This is a genomic window from Granulicella pectinivorans (genome assembly GCF_900114625.1).
GTDB lineage: Bacteria > Acidobacteriota > Terriglobia > Terriglobales > Acidobacteriaceae > Edaphobacter > Edaphobacter pectinivorans.
On the sequence record NZ_FOZL01000001.1, the window covers coordinates 3,058,850 to 3,078,750 of the forward strand.

Sequence of the window (19,901 nt, forward strand, 5' to 3'; positions counted from 1 at the left end):
TATGGCTAAACTAATCCCACGTTGAAAAAGCTTCCTCACGACAACGCGCGCCATCGTGATAGTTCACTTCGTAACAGAGTAACGCGCTTCGCCGTTTGTGGCATGAACCATCCGCCGTCCGTTCACCGCGCAGGTGCCGGCACCGTCGCATCACGCCGCGGCGACGGAACCGCCCGCAGACTGAAGCTCGCAATCGTCGCGGGACTGCTCCCCGAACGCACCTGCAGGGTCCCGAGAACCTCGGTCGCCAGCGGCGTCTGGTCGCGCAGCCGAAACACCAGCACTCCAGGCTGCACCTCTTTCGCGGACAGCAGGCTGAACCCTCCGGTCTGCTGCCTCAGCTCCATCTGTGCCGCTGCCGCTGAGCCTCCCGCAACATTGGGCAGCACATCGCCAAGCGAGGCCTGATTCGCCGTGTTGAAGGCGGCAAGCCATCCATAGAGCAATCGCCCGGCCGCCGAGTCTGGGATCAGCCCCACCTGCTCACCGAACCGCGGCAGACGCACAAGGATCGTCGGGTGAACGCTGCTCACATGGTCGCCCTTCCGCCCGGGCACAGGAGCGTCCGCAGGATCCCCCAGCACAATCGTGTCGATCTGATTCGGGTCGTCTTTGTCCTCGGCAGCCCCCCGCTCACCCGCCGAGCGCGCCGCCCCGGAATCATCCGAGCTCCGCGAGAGATGTCCGTTGTGAGCCAGCGCATACAGCACCGACGAGAGCGCAGCCGCCGCCACCATGATCGCGAACAGCACGGCTCCTGGCCGCAGCGGCTGCCGCCCGGTGAGATAGAAAACGGGAACTCCGGTGGCGCGTGGCGGCTCCATCTTGGTCCTCGGCTCTTTGGTCCTTGGCTGGTCCGGCGATCGTCCGCCACCAGGGGGCCAGATCGGTTCGTGCAGACAGCCGGACGCCCGAACCGTCTCGCATTCTCATCGCGGTGCGCTCGAAAACTGGCTTTGCAAGATGAATCTACCATCACCAGACGTCGCTCGAAGGCTGCGTCCGCGATGTTGATACCGTGAAGTTTACGAGGAGGGGATGCAAAGGCATTCTATTTTCAGCCACTTCTGGAATCTCGGTTCTCGATAGCTGCGTCAATAAGTAGAGCAAGCTTTAGGATCGCGGAGCTCGGACGCATTTGATCGATCACATGTACCAGTCGATTCCAGCCGCTCTCCCCGCCGAGGAGGAGCAACGGCTCGCGGCGCTGTCCCGGTACAGCATCATGGACACCCCTGTCGATCCTCTTTTCGATCAACTCACCACCATCGGTGCCTCCCTCTTTCATGCACCGCTCTGTCTCATCACTCTGATCGGGAAGAACCGGCAGTTCATCGAGTCCAGCTTCGGGGCGGAGATGCGTGAGGCATCGCGCGACGATTCCTTCTGCGGCCATCTCCTGCTGGAAACAGAAACCATGGTGGTCCTGGACGCCACGACGGACGTTCGCTTCGCCCGCAACCCCCACGTGCTGGGGGAATCCCACGTTCGCTTCTATGCAGGAGCTCCGTTGCTGAGCAGCGATGGATACAAGATCGGTACATTCTGCATCTTCGACTTCGTCGCCCGCACCGAGTTCGCAGACAGCGACCGGAAGTCGCTCAGCCGTTTCGCGAGCCTCACCTCCAATCTGTTGGAACAACGGATCGTGGCAATGGAACTCGCCCACTCGCAGGAGCAACTCCGCGTCGCCGCGGAACATGCGAATGAGATCCTCGAAAGCACCCTGGACTCCATCGTTCTGTTCAACCACGATTGGGAGATTACCTTCCAGAACGAGAACGCGAATCGATTTACCGATGCAAGAGGAGACGTGCTGGGCAGGAACCTCTGGAGAGCGTTTCCGGAGGCTCTTGGCACACCCTTCGAACGTCACCTGCGGCGGGCCGCCCGGGAACGTGTCCGCATCGACTTTGAGGACTTTTACCCGGGATCCAACACCTGGTTCAAAGTCTCCATTCATCCCGCCACGAACGGCCTCGTCGTCTTCTTCCGCGATGTGACGGCGGCACATGCGCTGCAATCGGCAACCCGGTTGAAGGAAGAACGCTACCGCCTCGCGACGCCAAGCCTCCGGGACGGCATCTGGGATTGGGAGGTACAGACCGGAAAGGCCTTTTTCTCCGCGAGCTGGCAACAGATTCTTGGTCTCCCCGCAGTCGAACACTTCGGCGACATCGCGCATTGGTTCGATCGCTTCCATCCCAAAGATGCCCTGCGCCGGGATCGGGAGGGAGCCATCCTCGCCAGTGGCCACGACTCCGACTTCGAGGGAGAATATCGCATCGCGCACGCAGACGGCACATGGCACTGGATGCGCAGCCGAGGCAACATCGTACGCAACCAGGACGGCGCAATCATCCGCATGACGGGCTCCATGAGCGACATCACGGAATACCGCTGCGTCGATCCCCTGACCGGTCTTCACACGCGTAGCTGTTTGCTGGAACACCTCGAGTATCGGCTCGATGCGGAGAGCCCGAGAAACAAAACGTTCGCCCTCATCAAGATCGGCATGCACCACTTCAAGCACATCAACGACTCCTTCGGACATCGGGAAGGGGACAGGATCCTGGTCGAGATCGCCCGCCGATTGCAGGAGACCCTTGCCGGCAATAGCATCCAGGACGGATTCTCCCCCTCAGGCACCAATCGCATCGTGGCGCCCGCGGACGACTTCACCTCCCTCAGCGTGGTGGCACGCATGCGCGGTGTCGTGTTCGCCATTCTGCTGGGAGGCGTGCGTGACGTGGAGGATGTCGTCACCTATGCGAACCTCCTTCAGGTGATCCTCAGTGCTCCCGTAGAGTCCGAAGGACAAACCCTCTCCGTCACCGCCAGGATAGGGATCGTCATGTGTCAACGCGACTATACGAGCGCCGAACGGATCGTCGAAGATGCCGATGTCGCGATGCATCAGGCCAAGGATGCAGAGTCGGAGACGCCCATCGTCTTCCAGGCTGACATGCGCGAGCGCACGCAGCGCAGGCTGGAGTTGGAGTCGGATCTGCGCAGCGCCGTCACCGAGCAGCAGCTCCTCCTCCACTATCAACCGAAAGTCATTCTAAGCACCGGCCAGATATCGGGTTTTGAAGCCTTGGTGCGCTGGCGTCATCCCACCCGGGGCATGATCTCACCTGCTGAGTTCATTCCAAATGCCGAGAACAATGGACTGATCGTGGAGATTGGACAGTGGACTCTCGAGGAAGCGATGCGTCAGCTCCAGTCGTGGACGGAAGCGGGGATCGTCACCTCGTCCACCAACATGGCGGTCAATCTCTCCACCCGGCAGTTCCAGGATCGAACCCTCCTCGAGGCCATACGGAGAGTCCTCGAAGAACGATCGAGTGTCGCTGCCAATCTCACCCTCGAAGTCACGGAGAGCGCCCTGATCGGAAATATGGAGCTCGCCAAGCAGAAGCTGGATGCGCTGCGGGGTCTCGGTGTTCGTCTCGATCTGGATGACTTCGGAACGGGCTACTCGTCTCTCCACTATCTCCATCGACTCCCCTTCCACTCGCTCAAGATCGATCAGTCGTTCGTCCGCAGCCTCGAAGAGAGTGAAGAGAGCCTCGCCATTGCTCGCTCCATCATCCAGTTGGGTGCCTCACTCAATATGTGCGTCATCGCGGAAGGCGTGGAGACCGCGCAACAGCGGGACCGCCTGATCGGCCTCGGCTGCCGCTACGGACAGGGATACTTCTTTTCCAAACCGTTGCCCGCAGCGCAGATGGAAAAGTTGCTGCGGGACAGACAAAACTCCTGAGGCACCCTGACAAACGGCATCTCTCGCCACAAAACGAAGGCTTCCACCCTGGGGCGGAAGCCTTCGTCTCAACCTCATCCCTTAATATCCGTGAACGCGCTTTTACTCGGCTACCACGGCCTTCACCAGGTTGCGTGGATGATCGACATCGATCCCGTTATTGATCGCCATGAAGTAAGACAGCAACTGGAGCGGCACCACTTCGCAGATGGGCAGTAGCCCTTCGCGCGTCTCCTTCACCTCAATCACGTTGGTCGCCAGTCTAGCCACCACCGCATCGGCCGTGTTGCAGATCGCAAGAATATCCGCACCCTGCTTCCGCATATCCTCCATCAGGGCTACGACCTTCTCATAGCGCTCGATGGAACCCGCATCCTGCCGATCCACCGTAGCCAGCATCACCAGCGGAATCCCCTCGCTCACCAGCGCATTCGGTCCATGCTTCAGCTCGCCGCTCGGATACCCCTCCGCATGCAGGTAAGCCGACTCCTTCAGCTTCAGAGCCCCCTCACGCGCCACCGGATAGTGAACGCCACGTCCCAGGAACAGGAAGCTCGTAGCCTCCTTGTACCGTGCCGCAACCTCGCGGACACTCTCTTCCCAGCCCGCAAGCTGCTCCGCAATCAACCCCGGGACCTTGGCCAGCTCCTCGAGCCCGACCGTAGGCAGCTCCGTACCCTTGGCCTCGGCCGCCAGCAGCGAAAGTAGATACACATTCAACAACTGGGCCGTAAAGCTCTTGGTCGCCGGAATCGCCCTCTCGCGACCGGCCTCGGTCGGAAACGAAGCCGTAGCCTCCCGAGCCATCGTCGACCCATCCACATTGGTCATCGCCAGCGTAGGATGGCCGGCTCCCACCGCGCGACGCAGCGCCGCCAGCGTATCCGCCGTCTCGCCCGACTGCGACACCACCATCACCGCAGCATTCTTCACCGCGCGCTCGGCCCGGTACGTGTACTCGCTCGCGTACTCGACGTCCACGGCGATCCCGCTCGCGTCTTCAATCAGGATCTCGGCAACCATCCCGGCGTGCCGGCTCGATCCGCTCGCGCAGATCACGATCTCGCTGCCCGCATCCTTCAGCCAGGCCCGCAGAGGCCCGCAGGTGTCCTCGCGAAACCTTCCGTCGGCAACATACCGGGCCAGCGTAGCAGTCAGGGTCGCGGGCTGTTCATGGATCTCCCGCAACATCCAGTGCGGGTAAGGGTGCGATGTCTGCATCACGGACATAAACCAAAGCCTCCAAAGCCCACGACGAGGGAATCGCCGCAGGTCATCAACCCATTAAGTTTAGTGCAAGCCGGTCAAAAGCCGAGCGAAACCTAGACCTTAAGCCCTAGCTCGCACCATCCACGCAAAATCCAGTGCGAGAACCACATCTTCCAGACATTTGCCCACGTTCTACGGCCCGGAAAATCGCAGGGAATTCCACAAGAAACCGGCACAAAAACCAAAGAAAACCGGAACATCACCACAAGCACCCAGAATCAACCACAAACCCCGAAGACGCTATACTTTTCGGAACATGAACTTCAACCGACGACGCGGTGCGATCGCTTTTTTCATCACGCTGGGTGTCTTCCTCACCGGCCTGACGATCACCTTGAACGTCGGATGGATCGTCCTGCACAAGAGCCAGGTCGCCTACCTCGTCGTCGGCATCATCCTCTTTGCCGTCCTCGTCGCTGGCGTCGTCCTGAATACGGTATTTCTTATCAGAGAGATACGCCGCAACGAACGCCAGGACAACTTCCTCAACGCCGTCACCCACGAGCTCAAAACCCCCATCGCCTCCATCCGCCTCTACCTCGAAACCCTCCAGCGCCGCAAGGTTCCAGCCGAGCAGCAAAAGGAGTTTTACGGCATCATGCTCTCCGACACCGAGCGCCTCCTAGCCACGGTAGAGCAGGTCCTCAAGGCCGGCGAACTAGGCCAGCGGCAGCGCCAGCAGAACCGGGCCGTCCTCGAAGTCGAGCCGCTGGTCGCCGATTGTGTCGCTATCACACTGCAAAGAAACCACTTGCCCCACGACGCCATCATCCTCGAACCAACCTCCGGAGCCGTCCGGCTCTACGTCCAGGGCATCGCGGAAGACCTCCGTACCGCCATCCGCAACCTCCTCGACAACGCCGTCAAATACTCCCCCGACGGCGTGCACGTCCGCGTCTCCCTCTCCATCACCCGTTACACCTGGATGTCGCTCAAGGTGACCGACACGGGGGTCGGTCTCGAGTCGAAACAGCTAAAGCGCATCTTTACAAGGTTTTACCGCGTCCCAGGACGCTCGCTCAACAAGATCAAAGGCACCGGTCTGGGCCTCTTCCTGGTCAAGACGATCGCCAAACAGCACGGCGGAAACGTCACAGCCCAAAGCCCCGGCCCAGGCCTCGGAACGACCATGACACTCAAGCTCCCCCTCGCCAACCCCAGCGGCGCTCCGGCCAGCACCCTCTACACGGGGATTGGCGACGAGAAGTAAGCTCCTCTAAACACAAGGCTTGTTGCGCGCCGGATGAGCCCCTCTCGCCTTCGCATCGGCCTCGGTTACGTACGACCCTGTCTTCGTCTTTCCATAAAAAGACGACGCCGGACAGTGATACACCTTGCCCGTCCCATTCAGCCACACCAGCCCCGGACCGCCGCCGGCAGCGGGTGGCTGCGCAAGCAGTTTTGCCCGTTCCTCCGCAATGCCAGATCGCCCTGAATCGAAGGGAGTTAAGGCTGGAGCATCCGCATACCAGGTGTGGATCCCCTTATGCCCGTGACACGCCGCTGTCTTCACGGCGGATGTGGTGTAAGTCCCGTCTTTACAAAGGCCTGTAGCTTCTTTCGGGCGATCCTGACCTATCAGCCCGCCCAGCAAAACGATCGCAAACAAGGTGTTCATCTCGGCTCCTTGGATGGATCATCGTAGCAAAGAAAACGAGCCGCGCCGATGAGGATCGGTGCGGCTCGCTTCTTTGCTAAGTGCTTTCTTTAGTTGGCGCCAGCGGGCTTAGGGTCGGCGGGATCGAACTTCGCGACCTGAACCTTCTTCGCGAGACCCATCTTCTCCATCAGCCAGATGCCGTAGTAGTTGATGTCGAACTCATACCAGGCGAGACCGTGACGCGCGCTCACTGGATGGGCGTGGTGGTTGTTGTGCCAGCCCTCGCCTCCGGTCAGGATCGCGACCCACCAGTTGTTGCGCGAGTCATCGCGAGTCTCAAAGCGCCTGGAACCATAGAGATGCGTCGCAGAGTTGACGAACCAGGTCGCGTGCAGGCCAACCACAACGCGGAGGAACGTTCCCCACAGCATCATCGTGATGCCACCGAGGAAGTGGCCGGTCAGAGCCCAGCCGATGGCAATTTGCGCCAGACCGGTGACAACAAGCGGCAGATAGTGATACTTCGAGAGCCAGACGTGACCCTTGTCGCGGGTAAGGTCAGGAGCGTAGCGGCCCAGCAGAGCGGTCTCGGAGTGCATGGCGCGGCCCGAAAGGATCCAGCCGGCGTGTGCCCACCAGGTACCGTCCTGCGGGGTGTGCGGGTCGCCTTCATGGTCGGAGTTCTGGTGATGCACGCGATGCGTGGCCACCCAGAAGATCGGTCCACCCTCAAGCGCGAGGCAGCCGCAGGCCGTTACAAAATACTCAAGCCACTTCGGAACCTTGTAGCCGCGGTGGGTCAGCAGGCGGTGGTAGGCCATGCCGATGCCGACATTGATCGCGAAGAAGTACATGATGAAGAAGGCGGCCAGGTTCTTCCACGAGAAGCAGAAGAGAGCAGCGATGGCACCGACATGGAACAAGCCCATCGCGATCGTCGTGATCCAGTTGACGCGTCCCTGCTGGTGCTCACGGCCCATGCGCAGGTCCTGCTTCACCTTCTTGGCAACCTCCTGGGCGACGTTGACGCCGGCCATGGTCTGCACGCTCTTGCCGTCGAAGGCCACGCCACGAACGCGGGTGGTGGTGTTGTTGAACTCGCTCATTGCGGCGATCTGCTCTGGGGTCTCGAACTGGGTCTCTTGCTTCTTACCGGGGGTCGTCAGTGTAGGGCTCATAGTTGTTTTCTTCGTCCTCATGTACTGCTGAGGACAACGCTAACAGGATGCGAGAGGGCCCGTTGTAAGACTTTTGTAATGGTCCCTTACAGTCGCTTTGATACCTTACTTGGCATGATCTCCGTCCGAACCCTCTCTCCCGGATCACTCGCCCTGGCCGCGCTCTTTCTCACACCCTCGTTATACGGACAGGCGCACGAGATTGACCTGCCCAGCTCGAAGACGCTTGGCGTGGTACCGGGGGCTCCGCAGAAGATCAACTCTCTGCCGATGTCGATGGCGGTTTCGCCCGACAAACGGTATGTGGTCACCGTCAACGCGGGGTATGGCGCGTACGAATCGAAGTACGAACAGTCGATCGCCGTTCTGGACACGCAGACGGGCAAGATCGAGGACTTTCCGGATGCCCGAACACCCGAGAAGGCGAAGCAGACTCTGTATTCAGGCCTTGCATTCAGCCTCGATGGGAAGCACCTCTACGCAAGCATGGGTTCGACGTCCAACCCCGTAGGCGACGGGAAAGACAATACCGGCAGCGGTGTGGTTGTCTACGGCTTCGACGCGGGAAAGGTGACGCCGGAGAGGTTTCTGCCTATTCCCTTACAAAAGCTTACCGGCAATCGGCGAACCAAGCTGATCGGTGGTGTGGACGGAGCGATGGGTGTGCCTTTTCCAGCAGCGATTGCGGTGTTGCCAGGAGATGGAAATCTCTCCACCCTTCTGGTCGCGGATAACCTGTCGGACGACGTCCTGATGATCGAAGCCGCCACCGGAGCGATCACGCATCGGTTTGACCTCTCCGAGAGTGATGCGGTGCCCGGGACGTTCCCGATTGCATTGGCAGTCTCGAAGGATCGCAAGCGAGCGTTCGTCGCGCTCTGGAACGCGAGCGAGGTCGTCGAGCTGGATCTTGAGAAGAAGCGGGTGGGGCGCAAGGTGGATTTGCTGAAGCCTCTCAATCCCGTGAAGCCCGGCTCCCACGCCTGCGACCTCGCGCTGAGCCCTGACGGCAACACGCTTTATGTCGCTCTCTCCAATCGCGATGCGGTCGGGGTCATCGACCTGGCCAAGGGGGCGTTTGCCACGCGCGGATTCTTCGACCTGCGCCTTCCCGGACAGACGTACTTCGGAGCGGAGCCTTCTGCGGTGGCGGTGTCGGCGGATGGAAAGAGAGTTTACGCCGCGAACCTCGGCTCGGACGCCGTGGCTGTGCTGGACGCCACAAAGATGACACGCAAGGCGGCGTCGCACGGAATGGTTGAGCCGATGGGCTTCATCCCCACGGAGTGGATGCCGATGTCGCTTGCTACCGTCTCTTCCGGCACGGGCGAGACGCTCTACCTCGCGACCGACAAGGGCCGCGGTACCGGCCCAAATAACTTTCCGCAGCGGCAGGTTCCGGGCATGAAGCCGGTCAGGCCAGGCCCAGGCACCTACATCGCTACGCTGTTGCATGGTTCTTTGGCGACGATTGACTTGAAGGCTGCTGAGGCGAAGCTGCCGGCGTATACCGCCGAGGTCGTCGCCTCCAACAAGCTGAAGGCTGCGGCCGAGACCATTCCGTTTCACGCAGGGACGAATCCCATCAAGCACGTGATCTACATCATCAAGGAGAACCGCACGTACGACCAGGAGTTCGGCGATCTCCCGGTGGGCAACGGCGATAAATCGCTGACCATGTACGGCGAGGACATCACGCCGAATCAGCATGCGATGGCAATGCGCTTCGGCGTGTACGACAACTTCTTTGACTCGGGTGAGGTGTCGGGCGATGGGCACGTCTGGTCGAACGCCGCCATTGGGACGGACTACCTGGAGAAGACGTGGCAGCAGAGCTATCGAGGCAGTTCGCGCACCTACGACTATGAAGGTGTGGTCGCCGACGGCTATCCGCTGGAGCAGAAGATCGCGGATGTGAACGAACCACAGAGCGGATATCTCTGGGGCAATCTGGCGGCGCATGGAAAGACGCTCTACCACTTTGGCGAATACATCTCTTCGATCTTCTGCAGCGACAAGAACTGGAGCAGGGCGGTCGATCCGCAGGCGGGCGCCATGCCGGGCGCCATGCGCGCATGCAGCCCAAGCCAGGTTGAGCCGGGGGGTGCCATGCCGGAGGCATGGGGCGGCGGCGTGAACAAGTGGCCGTGGGCTATTCCACTGATGGCCTCCAACAAGGCGACGAAGCCTGAGCTTGTCGGTCACTTCGCCGTGGAGCAGCCGGACTTCAATCTGCGCATCCCGGACCAGATTCGCGCTGAGGTCTTTGAACGGCACCTCAAACAGTGGGTCGCGGATCGCAAGGCAGGGAACGACACGATGCCGAACTTCGTGATGCTCCGGTTGGCAAACGATCACACCGCGGGGACGACCGCGGGTGGACCCACCCCGAAGAGCTCTGTCGCGGACAACGATCTGGCAATCGGGCGTGCAGTCGCCGCCGTATCGCACTCGCCCTACTGGGACGACACGGCATTCTTCATTCTGGAGGACGATGCGCAGGCCGGTGCCGACCACGTCGACGCGCACCGCAGCGTGGCGCTGATTGTGAGCAAGTACGCGCAGAAGGCTCCCATGGTCGATAGCCGCTTTTACTCAACAGTCTCGATGATCCGCACCATGGAGACTGTGCTCGGCCTGCCTCCGATGAACAACAACGACGCCTTTGCGTCGCTCATGTCGACGGCGTTTACCGGTGCGGGCGATCAGCCTCCCTTTGAGGTGGACTGGCGCAACCGGGACAACCACCTCATCTACACGGCTAACCCTGCGAAGGCGGCGACAGCGGTTGCCGAGGCCGGGCAGAAGGCTTCGGCGAAGATGGACTTCCGCCACGCGGACCGGGCGGACACGCAGAAGCTGAACCTGATCCTCTGGCAGGATGCCATGGGCGACAAGGCCGCGCCGGCGATGCTCAAGGAGAAGAGGAAGAAGCCCAGGAAGGACGATGATGACTAGCGCCGGTTGTATCCTTGGAGATATGACTTCGATAAACACTCCGTTTCGGCTTGAGCCTAAGTTCAGTGAACGTATCTGGGGGCGGCGGACGCTGGCTCCGTGGTATCCCGATGTAGAGGTAAAGGAACTGATCGGTGAGGCATGGCTCAGCGGTCCTGAGTCCGTCATCCTGACCGGCGACGACAGAGGCAAGATGCTGGCCGAAGTAGCGCCGAACTTTCCCTTGCTGGTGAAGATTCTCTTTCCGGAGGAGAAGCTCTCCGTACAGGTACACCCCAACGACGCCGAGGCCCAGGCGATCGGGCAGGCGCGCGGTAAGACCGAGTGCTGGTATGTGCTCGACGCCGATCCAGGTGCGACCGTCGCCCTGGGGATCAAGCCTGGCGTTACCCTCGAGCAGCTTCGCGCCTCCGGTCCTGCCGGCACGATGGAAGACCTCATTGAGATGGTGCCTGTCTCCGTCGGCGACATGGTCTTCGTCGACGCGGGCACGGTCCACGCCATCGGGCCCGGCGTGACCCTGCTCGAGGTGCAGCAGACCTCCGATATTACCTACCGGCTGTACGACTACGGGCGTCCCCGTGAGATGCACCTGGAGCAGGGACTGGCGGTCACGAAGCTGAAGACCACCGCCGGAAAGCGGGCTCCGCGGCCGATGGATGGATTCGTCCGGTTGATCGAGGAGCGGTACTTCGTCGTGGATCGGTTCGAGATCGTCGCGGAGACAGTGGTCGAATTTGCCGGCATCGGCTGTCTGGTGGGGCTGTCGGGCAAGGCGGTCGTCCACGGCGCGGATGGATCCGAGGTTGAGCTGGTTCCCGGACAAGCCGTGATCTGCCCGATCGGAACGGTGACCGTCTCGGGAGCGGCTGGATTCGTGCGGTGCGTGGCTCCGGAGGCGTAAGACTGCCTTGCTGGAGTGGCGGGCTCACGGTCTCCCGTGAGCCCGTTTTATCGCCTAGAACTGGAAGTAGAGGAAGGGCGCGTTCGTCCCGAGGTTTGCGAGGACCGCGAAGAAGAGTACGGCCATAACTAGCGCCCACCTCAGCGTGGGAGCCCACCGGAAGCTGCGGAGCAGGGTCGGTGCGGGCACGGGATTCATGCCGTCCGCTGCTCCGGCAACGGGCGAGAAGCCGTGAGGGCCGGTCTCCTGGCCCAGTATCTGCTGCGTGTTCGGAAAGAACCAGACGATGGGAAACAGGGCAAAGGCCAGCGAACCTTCGAGCAGCGAGCCGACGTGACCCAGCCCGTGGTGGCCCGCAAGATCGCCGATCAGGCCGAAAGCAGCTGGCAGCGAGTCTGACCGGAAGAAGATAAGCGCAAAGGATACCTGGAGATACACGCCAGCCATCATGCTGAGCCTGAGGATTCCCATAGGCTGTTCGGCAGGTGCGGTGTTACGGCGAAAGTGGCGCCACGCCTGGTTCGCGGTCAGATACACGCCGTGAATGAGGCCGAAGATCAGGAACTGCAGCCCCGCGCCATGCCAGAGCCCGGTGACCAGCATCGTGGCAAGGGTGGGGTAGGCGACCATCGCGGCGAAGCCTCCGGGCGTCGCGAGGGCCTTGCGCGAGATCTTCTTGCCGGTTGCCAAACGATGCCTCTGCACAGCCAGTAGCAGAGGGTTGTAAAGATACAGGGTGATGTACCGGGTCAGGGTCATATGCCAGCGCTGCCAGTACTCGGTGACGCTGGTTGCTTTGTAGGGCGAATCGAAGTTCAGCGGGAAGCGGATAGAGAAGATGCGGGCAAGTCCAAGCGCCATATCGGAATAACCCGAAAAGTCAAAGTAAAGCTGCATGGAATAGACGATCAGTCCGGTCCAGGCATTGGCGGCATCGAGCTTGCCCGCGTGGGCGAAGGCCAGGTTGGCCGTGGGTGCCAGCTTGTCGGCGATGAGCACTTTCTTCGTCAGACCCATCAGGAACCAGGTCAGACCAAGCGAGACGTCGTTCGGGTTGAGCGAAAAGCGCCGTGCCGGGGCTCCCGTGGACTCTTCCCGGCCGAACTGGGGCATCATCTCCTTGTGGTGGAGGATCGGCCCGGCGATGAGGTGCGGGAAGAACGTGACGAAGAGCAGGTACGAGAGAAAATCCTGCCGCTCGGCCTGTCCCTGCGCAAGGTCGACCAGGTAGGAGATCTGCGTGAAGGTAAAGAACGAGATGCCCAGCGGAAGCAGGATGGGATGCGGCGTGGCGTGGCTCAGGTGAAGCCAGTTTGCCAGGAGGAGGGTCTTGAACAGGTACTTGAAATAGAAGAGCGGCAACAGGTTCAGGACGATGCCCACAGCAAGCAGCCGGCGGCGCGCTGGTGAGCCATCCGGTGATCTGGCAATGAGACGGGCCACCAGATAGTTGACGATGATGGAGCCCAGCAGGAAGAGCACAAACACCGGGTTCCACACGGCATAGAAGACCACGGACATGACCGCCAGCCACAGGATGACAGGACGCCGCCCATACCGGCCCAGAAGATGGAAGCCCAGCATGGTGATGGGGAGAAAGGCGAAGATGAACTTGAAAGAATTGAAGAGCATGGCGTTTTGAAGCAGGACTGAAAATCTTCCGTTGGTGAAGCTCGTCCTTACTCTCCCTGGCGGTGTTCCCGCACGGGAGAGGGCGATTTGCCGGGAGCTTTATAGCTCGTCCGGCGCAGAGCTGGGCTGACGGAGCCTTCGAAGACGCGTTCGTCGAGGTCGGGGTTCTGGCTGACCTGCTCGTTGAGTTCGTTGGCGATCAGGCGCGAAACAACGGTCGAACCCATCGCGGTGTAGTGACGTCCGTCGTTGAACAGACCGATCGGCAACGGAAGCAGCGAGTTGCTGGTGACACCATCCAACTCGGCCTCATAGGCCGCCAGGTTCTGGTCGCAGGAGGGAATGGGCGCAACGTTCACGAGTACAAGGCCACTGCGCTCCCCGTAATCCGTACGAAGCTTTTGCACCATGGAGCGGGAGAAAGCTCCCTCGGTCGGATCGGCGAAGGCCTCGCTGGGATCGCAGAAGGTACGCGCTTTGGCTGGTGGGGTAAAAAAGCCGTTGCGTACCCGGACATTGTCTTCTTCCGAGCGAAGATGGGTGACGTGAAACCAGACGTCCTTGATGGAATAGTAGGCGGTAAAACCAGCCGCGTACCCGGCGAAGGCCACGGCCTCCTGCGGATGGGTCACGAGGGTGCGACGGACGACCGAGGGCGCACCATGCCGAAGCAGCTCGAGCAGGCCCTCCGCGTAGATCGTCTGGTGCCAGGAGTGGCTGGAGGATTGGAAGTCGTCGGGAGAGAGCTGCACCAGCAGAATCCGTGGCCGCGCATTGTGTGCCAGGAACGAATCGAGCGCCAGGTTATTCGTGACGGCGAGGACGGCATTGGTCACGGCGATATTGCAGGTCTTGTAGCCCGTGTGGCTCTGGACCACATCGGGGTTGATGCCCGTCATGGCGGTAGAATCGCCGAAGACGAGAACGTCGCAGTCACGGTCGTGCATGTCAAAGACCGCATCGTTGGACTGAACCCAGACGCTGGCACCGTGGTGAAGGAAAAAATCCGACCGGCCGAGAACGATGAAGGCCGGAATCGCAAGAAGCGGGAGAATCACGACAAGGAGGCAGTAGCGAAGCGAGAAAGACGTCGGGGAGCCTCTGTGGGCGGGCGGCTGTGCAGTATAGATAGCGACGCATCCTTTTCTAAATAGGTGACTTGTTTCGACCCGCTCAGCGTGTCACAAGTCTAGACGCTGTTTTTCCAATTGCGGGTTCTCTTCACGAAAATATTGTGTCGATTTCGTCGAAGACGCATCTCGCGGTCTGCTTGTAAGACGAAAAAGCACGCCGCCCGTGAGCGGACGGTGAGAGGGGAGCCACGAACCTGGTTGCGTTTAGGGGGCGAAGCGCGTCACGTACGCGGTGCTTGGGTCGATGGGGTGCGTGATGACCTTGAGGTCCAGGAGCTGCTGATAGAGGGCGTCCCAACGCTGGTGCGTAAAGTGGCCGAGATGCGAGTCCGGAGTGCCATCTCCATCGACGAAGTGGTTTGCTTTCAGTGTTTCCACGGAAAACTTCATCTGTTCGATATTCAGCGCGGGGTTCAGCTTCTGGAGCTCGGCATCCACCGGCACCGGGTCTGCGAGATACGCCTTCCATCCCGCCATGGAGGCGTCGACGAACTTCTGCACGGCGTCGGGATGCTGCATGAGGAACCGTCGCGAGGTGTAGATCACGCGGTAGGGCTGGTAGCCGGTCGAGCTGATGAGCAGCGTGCGGACTTGCGATCCCGCCTTGTTGGCGAAGTAGGGCTCGGACGTCACGAACGCCTGCTGGATATAGTTCGGATCCTGCAGGAAGTTCGCCACCGAATACGTAGCGGGGATCTCGCGGACGTTCTTAAGGTTGAAGCGGCTGAGCAGATACTGAAACCATGTCGATCCCGGTTTCGCAGCGATCGTCTTGCCTTCCAGGTCCGCGAAGGTCTTCACCGGAGATGCAGCATGCACCATCAGCGCCTGCGGGTCCTGCTGCATGGTGGCGGCCACGGCGACGAGGGGAATCCCCTGCGACACCGAGGTCAGCACCTTGTCCGACGATCCCATCGAGAACTGCGCGGTGTTGGTCGCCACCATCTGCTCGCCGACGATTGTCGGGCCACCCGGAGCGATCGTGACGTCGAGGCCGGCCTGTTTGTACAGGCCCTGGAGCTGCGCCTCGTAGAAGCCACCCATCTCCGGCTGCGGATACCAGTCGGTCTGGAGCGTGATCGGAAGCAGACCGTTCGCGGGCGGCTTGGGCTTACAGCCGGTAAGCGCAACGAGTAGGCAGAAGGCGATGGGCTTCAGCGTCATAGGCGGATCTCGGGCTCACTCAAGGTGAGGTAGACAAGGACGAAGGCGCAGATTGTGAACATGCGGAAGGCCTCTTCCTGCCCGTTCCAGCCATGCGACTGCCACATGAGAAACCACTCTCCGCCCACCGTCAGGAAGGCGACGAGCCATAGGCTGCAAGCCAGGGTCAGCGCCACGGTGCCCACCGACTTCGCCTGCTGGAAGGCGGCGGGTGTCGCACGGATGGCACGGAGCAGGTTGATCGTTCCCCACCAGCTTACGAGAGCAATGACCGCCTCCGTGGCAATGATGGAGTGATAGAAGAGCGTGTGGAGAGTGGAACTCTGGAGGCTTCGCCACAGGCTCGGACTGTTGGGGAAGATGGTGTCCATCATCAGGATGTGGCGGACGAACTGGTAGTTGGCGTTGTAGTCCGCGAGATTGTTGAAGACGACCAGGGTGAAGAAGAACGAGACGCCGGCCAGAAGGATGCACTTCGAGAGACGGAGGATCATCGGCGTGTGGGCTCCTGTTGGGCGATGGCCTGGAAGTAAGCGGTGAGAGCGGCGCGGGTAGCTTCATCGTAGGAAGGATTGCCCGGCATGGTGGCGCTTGTGTTCACGCTGGTGGGGTTCAGGATGTATCGTGAGAAGTCGTTGGGGCTATTCTTTGCAATCGCGCCGAGCATCTGCCAGGTAAAGTGAGACTTCCTTCCCCCGACCGACCCCTCGGCATGGCAACGGAGGCAGTTTTGTTTGGCGATCGTGAACCCTTGATCCACCTGTTGCGTTGCCGGCCCAGGCGGTGTGATGGGGCCGTAGGTGGCTTCCGTGGAAGAGATGTTCAGACGAACGACGTTGGTCGGAACCTGCCGCTGATCGCTATGGCCCAGGACCTGGAAGCTCGGAGTGTAGTCCGCGTGCTCGACGAAGTAAGGGCCAGGATCGTCCGTATGGGCCGCCTTGGCCCAAGCCGCCGGGGTTTTGCCTTCGATGCTCAGGATCAGGATGGGATGATGTCGGGCAATATAGTCCGCCGGATAATGGGAGCGGTAGAAGTCCGTACACTGGGCGTCGATAAGATCGTCTTTTGCTGGAACGCCAAGAGCTTTGGCCAGTGTCTCCAGGCGCACGCCGCTCACATGGAAGCTGAGCCCGGGGAAGTCGGGATCGTGGTCGACGATGGTGGTGGACTGCGGCAGACGCAGCAACGCAGCCCGTGTCAGATACCCGGGCGAAAGCGTAAGTCCTGTAACCTCAAGATCGTCGGGGGAATGCCGAGTCGGCTGCAGAGTAAGACGCTGGGCAAAGGCCGGAAGGCAGGCAGAGAGGAGCAGCACGCAAAACGCAGGCAGGTGGGAAAGGCTCCATTGTCGCTCCATAAGGCATAGTAGCCGGGAAGTCGCAGGCGGGCCATAGAGATTTTTGCGCCGTGATAGAGTACGGAGCCATAGGAGATCGCAATGTCGTTTGAAAAAGTAGTGTCGGATCGAGGTTTGGTGTTACCGGCGACGTCGTCGGCGGGAGGGAACTATATCCCGGCGAAGACCGTCGGCTCCCTGGTCTATCTGTCGGGCGTTATTTCGAAGGACGAAAACGGGGTCATCACCGGCACGGTCGGAGCGGATAAGACTGTCGAAGACGGATACGCCGCCGCGCGGGGTTGCGCCCTCGCGCAGCTTGCCGTGCTGAAGAAGCATCTGGGGTCGCTCGACCTGATCAAGCAGGTCGTCAGCGTCAACGGTTATGTGAACGCCGTGAATGGCTTTCCCGATCCTCCAAAGGTGATCAACGGCTTCTCCGATCTTCTCGAGGAGGTCTTCGGTGAGTCAGGGAAGCACGTCCGAGCCGCCATCGGCGTGAACTCGCTGCCACGCAATGCTCTCGTCGAGGTCCAGATGGTGGTGGCGATTTGACGACGCATCGTCTCGCGGCGGAACCCACACACTCCGTCTGGAACAAGGACCTGCTGCCCCGGTTGTCCATCGCGCCGGGCGACACAGTCCTCTTTGAATGCACCGACGCCAGCGGCGGCCAGGTCAAACCGGGGTCGACGGTAGCGGACTTCCTCGCCATTGACCGCACCAAGATCCACTCTCTGACCGGCCCGGTCTTGATCGAAGGGGCAGAACCCGGCGACGTCCTGCAGATCGATGTGCTCGATGTCGCGCACAAGGGCTGGGCCTGGACAAGCGTCATCGCGGGACTCGGATTTCTCGACGAGCGCTTCACCGAGCCCTATCTCTTCCATTGGCATCTGGAGGGAGACGTCTCACGCTCGCTCGCCCCTGCGGTCGTGCCCTTGCGTCCTTTTTGCGGCGTCATGGGAGTCGCCCAGGCAGACGCCGGTGAGTTCCGCACGCGCCCGCCCGGAGCCTTCGGCGGCAATATGGATGTGCGCGAGCTGAGCGCCGGAGCCACGCTGTATCTGCCCGTGATGGTCCACGGCGCCCTGTTCTCCTGCGGCGATGCCCACGCCGCGCAGGGAGATGGCGAGGTCTGCATCAACGGCATGGAGTGCCCGGCGGACGTCACGCTGCGATTTGCGCTGCACAAAAACAAGACACTGGCCGGTCCGGTCATCGAGGCCGCACCGCGCACCGGTGAAGATGGTCCCGCCTGGGTGGTGGTTGAATCCGGCACCGACGCCTTCGCTACGGCACAGGCCGCCACATCGCGGATGATCGATCTTTTGGTGGTGCGCTGGGGATTCGAGCCGGTGCAGGCCTATGTGCTCTGCTCGGTGGCGATGAAGCTGCGTCTGAGCCAGGTCGTCAACAGGCCCATGGTGACGGTAAGCGCGGCGCTGGCCAAGTCCATTCTGCCCGAGAGGAGCCTCTTTTGATCGTCAACGACCCTGAAGTCCACGCGGAGCTTGCAGCGCTCTATCCGCTGTACGAGACGGCGCTGGTGGAGAATGATGTCGAAATCCTGACAAAGATGTTCTGGGCTTCGGAGTTCGCGATGCGCTTCGGAGCAACCGAGAACCTCTACGGGATCGAAGAGATCGAGGCCTTTCGCAAGGCAAGACCCGCCGTGGGACTGATGCGGAAGGTCGTCCGGCTGGACATCGTCACCTTCGGTAAAGACTACGGCAGCGTCACACTGGAGTTCGAACGCGAAACGCCCGCGAAGCTGGTTCGCGGGCGTCAGTCACAGGTGTGGGTTAGGCTGCCGGAAGGTTGGCGCATCGTCGCAGCGCACGTCTCGCTTCTGCCTTGAAAGGCTAGCGTAGAAACGCTCCCAGCTCCAGCGCGGCGTTGCGCAGATACGGCAGGAAGCGGGTCTGCATGTCGTACACCGGCATGCGTGGCGCGTTGCCGGAGAGGTTTACCGTGGCGGCGACCCGTCCGGATGGCCCATACACCGGCACGGCCAGCGAGCGAAGCCCGACTTCCAGTTCCTGATCGACCAGCGCATAGCCGTTGCGGCGCACGTTGCGCAGAGCCAGACGCAGCTTCTCGACCGACGTGATGGTCCGGGTGGTGTGCGGCGTCAGAACGGCGCGGGCCAGATACGTTTCTAGCTCATCGGGCGGCAGGTAAGCGAGCAGAACGCGTCCCATGCTGGTGCAGTAGGCGGGAAGCCTCGATCCAATGTGCAGGTCGACAGCCATCACACGCGTGCCCGCGGTTCGGGCGATGTAGACGATGTCATCCCCGTCCAGCGTGGCCACCGAGAAACTTTCGCGCAGCGTTGCCGACATGCGCTCCAGGATAGGTTGCGCCGCACTCGAGAGGGAGTTCGACGTCGTGTACGTTTGGGAGAGGGTCAACAGGCGCGGACGCAGTGAATAACGCGAACCATCTTCAGCGCCGGCGAATCCAAGCTTGGTAAGGGTGTAGAGGCAGCGGCGGACTGCGGCGCGCGAAAGACCGGTCTTGACCGAGAGCTGCGAGATGGTCATCTGCGGCGTGGCCTGTGAAAAGGCCTGGATGACGATCAATCCACGTGCAAGCGACGTCATGAAGTTCGGGTCGCCGGTGTAAACGTCGAGTGAGCTTGCAGGCGTTGCTGGAGGTGCGGGGAGCTCTGGCTTCTCTGCGGTGGGAGCGGCGGGCGTAAGGGGGAGAGGCATCCGTTTGCTTCCTTGCTGGTTCGGTCTTGCGGTGGGACTGCTTGGGCCCTGTTGGGGTGCCCGGTTCGGTAGCCGGACACTTACTACGATAAACGCACAGGCAGGCCTTGGCAAGACGTGGCCGTCTCCCCCGCGCCCTGCCTCGGAGAGCGGGGAGTTCCTCAACACAAGATCGCCCGGAATGATGGGTCGTTCACACCCCTTTGGGGGCGGGGATAGTAGTCTGGTGAAGATGTACAAC

The 19,901-nt window shown here is 61.1% G+C and carries 17 protein-coding genes; 7 read left to right on the plus strand and 10 right to left on the minus strand.

Going from position 1 to position 19,901, the window contains the following annotated elements; all coding sequences use genetic code 11:
• Positions 1–122: 122 nt before the first annotated feature.
• Positions 123–824, minus strand: coding sequence for a hypothetical protein (locus tag BM400_RS12000; RefSeq protein WP_089839380.1), 702 nt, complete (start codon positions 822–824; stop codon positions 123–125).
• 314 nt (positions 825–1,138) lie between these two features.
• Between BM400_RS12000 and BM400_RS12005 the strand changes: the two genes are divergently transcribed.
• Complete coding sequence (locus BM400_RS12005) at positions 1,139–3,766, plus strand: sensor domain-containing phosphodiesterase (protein ID WP_089839381.1); 2,628 nt, start codon at positions 1,139–1,141, stop codon at positions 3,764–3,766.
• Positions 3,767–3,868: 102 nt separating this feature from the next.
• Here BM400_RS12005 and BM400_RS12010 read toward each other — a convergent pair whose 3' ends face one another.
• Positions 3,869–4,996, minus strand: coding sequence for an SIS domain-containing protein (locus tag BM400_RS12010; RefSeq protein WP_089839382.1), 1,128 nt, complete (start codon positions 4,994–4,996; stop codon positions 3,869–3,871).
• Between the two features lie 295 nt (positions 4,997–5,291).
• Here BM400_RS12010 and BM400_RS12015 point away from each other — a divergent pair, with 295 nt between their 5' ends.
• The gene (locus BM400_RS12015; RefSeq protein WP_089839383.1) at positions 5,292–6,245 is read left to right on the plus strand and encodes a sensor histidine kinase; all 954 of its coding nucleotides are present in this window, start codon (positions 5,292–5,294) and stop codon (positions 6,243–6,245) included.
• Between the two features lie 6 nt (positions 6,246–6,251).
• Here BM400_RS12015 and BM400_RS21700 read toward each other — a convergent pair whose 3' ends face one another.
• Both BM400_RS21700 and BM400_RS12020 read right to left on the minus strand, forming a co-directional pair.
• Positions 6,252–6,653, minus strand: a complete 402-nt coding sequence (locus BM400_RS21700; RefSeq protein ID WP_141223908.1) for a DUF3761 domain-containing protein — start codon at positions 6,651–6,653, stop codon at positions 6,252–6,254.
• An 89-nt stretch (positions 6,654–6,742) separates the two neighbouring features.
• Complete coding sequence (locus BM400_RS12020; RefSeq protein WP_175529120.1) at positions 6,743–7,672, minus strand: acyl-CoA desaturase; 930 nt, start codon at positions 7,670–7,672, stop codon at positions 6,743–6,745.
• A gap of 255 nt (positions 7,673–7,927) precedes the next feature.
• On the opposite strand from BM400_RS12020, the gene BM400_RS12025 reads away from it, so the two are divergent.
• Together BM400_RS12025 and BM400_RS12030 are read left to right on the plus strand one after the other, a co-directional pair.
• The gene (locus tag BM400_RS12025) at positions 7,928–10,771 is read left to right on the plus strand and encodes a bifunctional YncE family protein/alkaline phosphatase family protein (RefSeq protein ID WP_245781842.1); all 2,844 of its coding nucleotides are present in this window, start codon (positions 7,928–7,930) and stop codon (positions 10,769–10,771) included.
• Positions 10,772–10,793: 22 nt separating this feature from the next.
• Entirely contained in the window at positions 10,794–11,675 is an 882-nt protein-coding gene (locus tag BM400_RS12030; RefSeq protein ID WP_089839384.1) for a type I phosphomannose isomerase catalytic subunit, read from the plus strand.
• 54 nt (positions 11,676–11,729) lie between these two features.
• Here BM400_RS12030 and BM400_RS12035 read toward each other — a convergent pair whose 3' ends face one another.
• The 5 genes from BM400_RS12035 to BM400_RS12055 all read right to left on the minus strand — a co-directional run bounded on the left by BM400_RS12035 (position 11,730) and on the right by BM400_RS12055 (position 16,964).
• Entirely contained in the window at positions 11,730–13,307 is a 1,578-nt protein-coding gene (locus tag BM400_RS12035) for an MBOAT family O-acyltransferase (protein ID WP_089839385.1), read from the minus strand.
• A gap of 47 nt (positions 13,308–13,354) precedes the next feature.
• Positions 13,355–14,365: a hypothetical protein gene (locus BM400_RS12040; RefSeq protein WP_175529005.1), complete on the minus strand. Its 1,011-nt coding sequence runs from the start codon at positions 14,363–14,365 to the stop codon at positions 13,355–13,357.
• Between the two features lie 279 nt (positions 14,366–14,644).
• Complete coding sequence (locus BM400_RS12045) at positions 14,645–15,604, minus strand: ABC transporter substrate-binding protein (RefSeq protein WP_089839386.1); 960 nt, start codon at positions 15,602–15,604, stop codon at positions 14,645–14,647.
• On the minus strand, positions 15,601–16,098 hold the full coding sequence (locus tag BM400_RS12050) for a DUF2165 family protein (protein WP_089839387.1): 498 nt from the start codon (positions 16,096–16,098) through the stop codon (positions 15,601–15,603). Before BM400_RS12050 ends, BM400_RS12045 begins: the two co-directional genes overlap by 4 nt.
• The gene (locus tag BM400_RS12055) at positions 16,095–16,964 is read right to left on the minus strand and encodes a c-type cytochrome (RefSeq protein ID WP_141223909.1); all 870 of its coding nucleotides are present in this window, start codon (positions 16,962–16,964) and stop codon (positions 16,095–16,097) included. Before BM400_RS12055 ends, BM400_RS12050 begins: the two co-directional genes overlap by 4 nt.
• Before the next feature lie 81 nt (positions 16,965–17,045).
• Here BM400_RS12055 and BM400_RS12060 point away from each other — a divergent pair, with 81 nt between their 5' ends.
• From BM400_RS12060 to hpxZ, 3 genes are read left to right on the plus strand one after another with little or no spacing between them, the layout of a single operon-like run.
• A complete protein-coding gene (locus BM400_RS12060; RefSeq protein ID WP_089839389.1) occupies positions 17,046–17,498 on the plus strand; it encodes a RidA family protein in 453 nt (150 codons plus the stop codon).
• Positions 17,495–18,427: an acetamidase/formamidase family protein gene (locus tag BM400_RS12065; protein WP_089839390.1), complete on the plus strand. Its 933-nt coding sequence runs from the start codon at positions 17,495–17,497 to the stop codon at positions 18,425–18,427. Before BM400_RS12060 ends, BM400_RS12065 begins: the two co-directional genes overlap by 4 nt.
• Positions 18,424–18,804: an oxalurate catabolism protein HpxZ gene (gene hpxZ / locus BM400_RS12070; protein ID WP_089839391.1), complete on the plus strand. Its 381-nt coding sequence runs from the start codon at positions 18,424–18,426 to the stop codon at positions 18,802–18,804. The genes BM400_RS12065 and hpxZ overlap by 4 nt, the downstream gene beginning before the upstream one ends.
• Before the next feature lie 4 nt (positions 18,805–18,808).
• Here hpxZ and BM400_RS12075 read toward each other — a convergent pair whose 3' ends face one another.
• Positions 18,809–19,660 (minus strand): IclR family transcriptional regulator domain-containing protein, encoded by an 852-nt coding sequence (locus tag BM400_RS12075; protein WP_089839392.1) that lies wholly within the window; start codon positions 19,658–19,660, stop codon positions 18,809–18,811.
• Positions 19,661–19,901 lie beyond the last annotated feature (241 nt).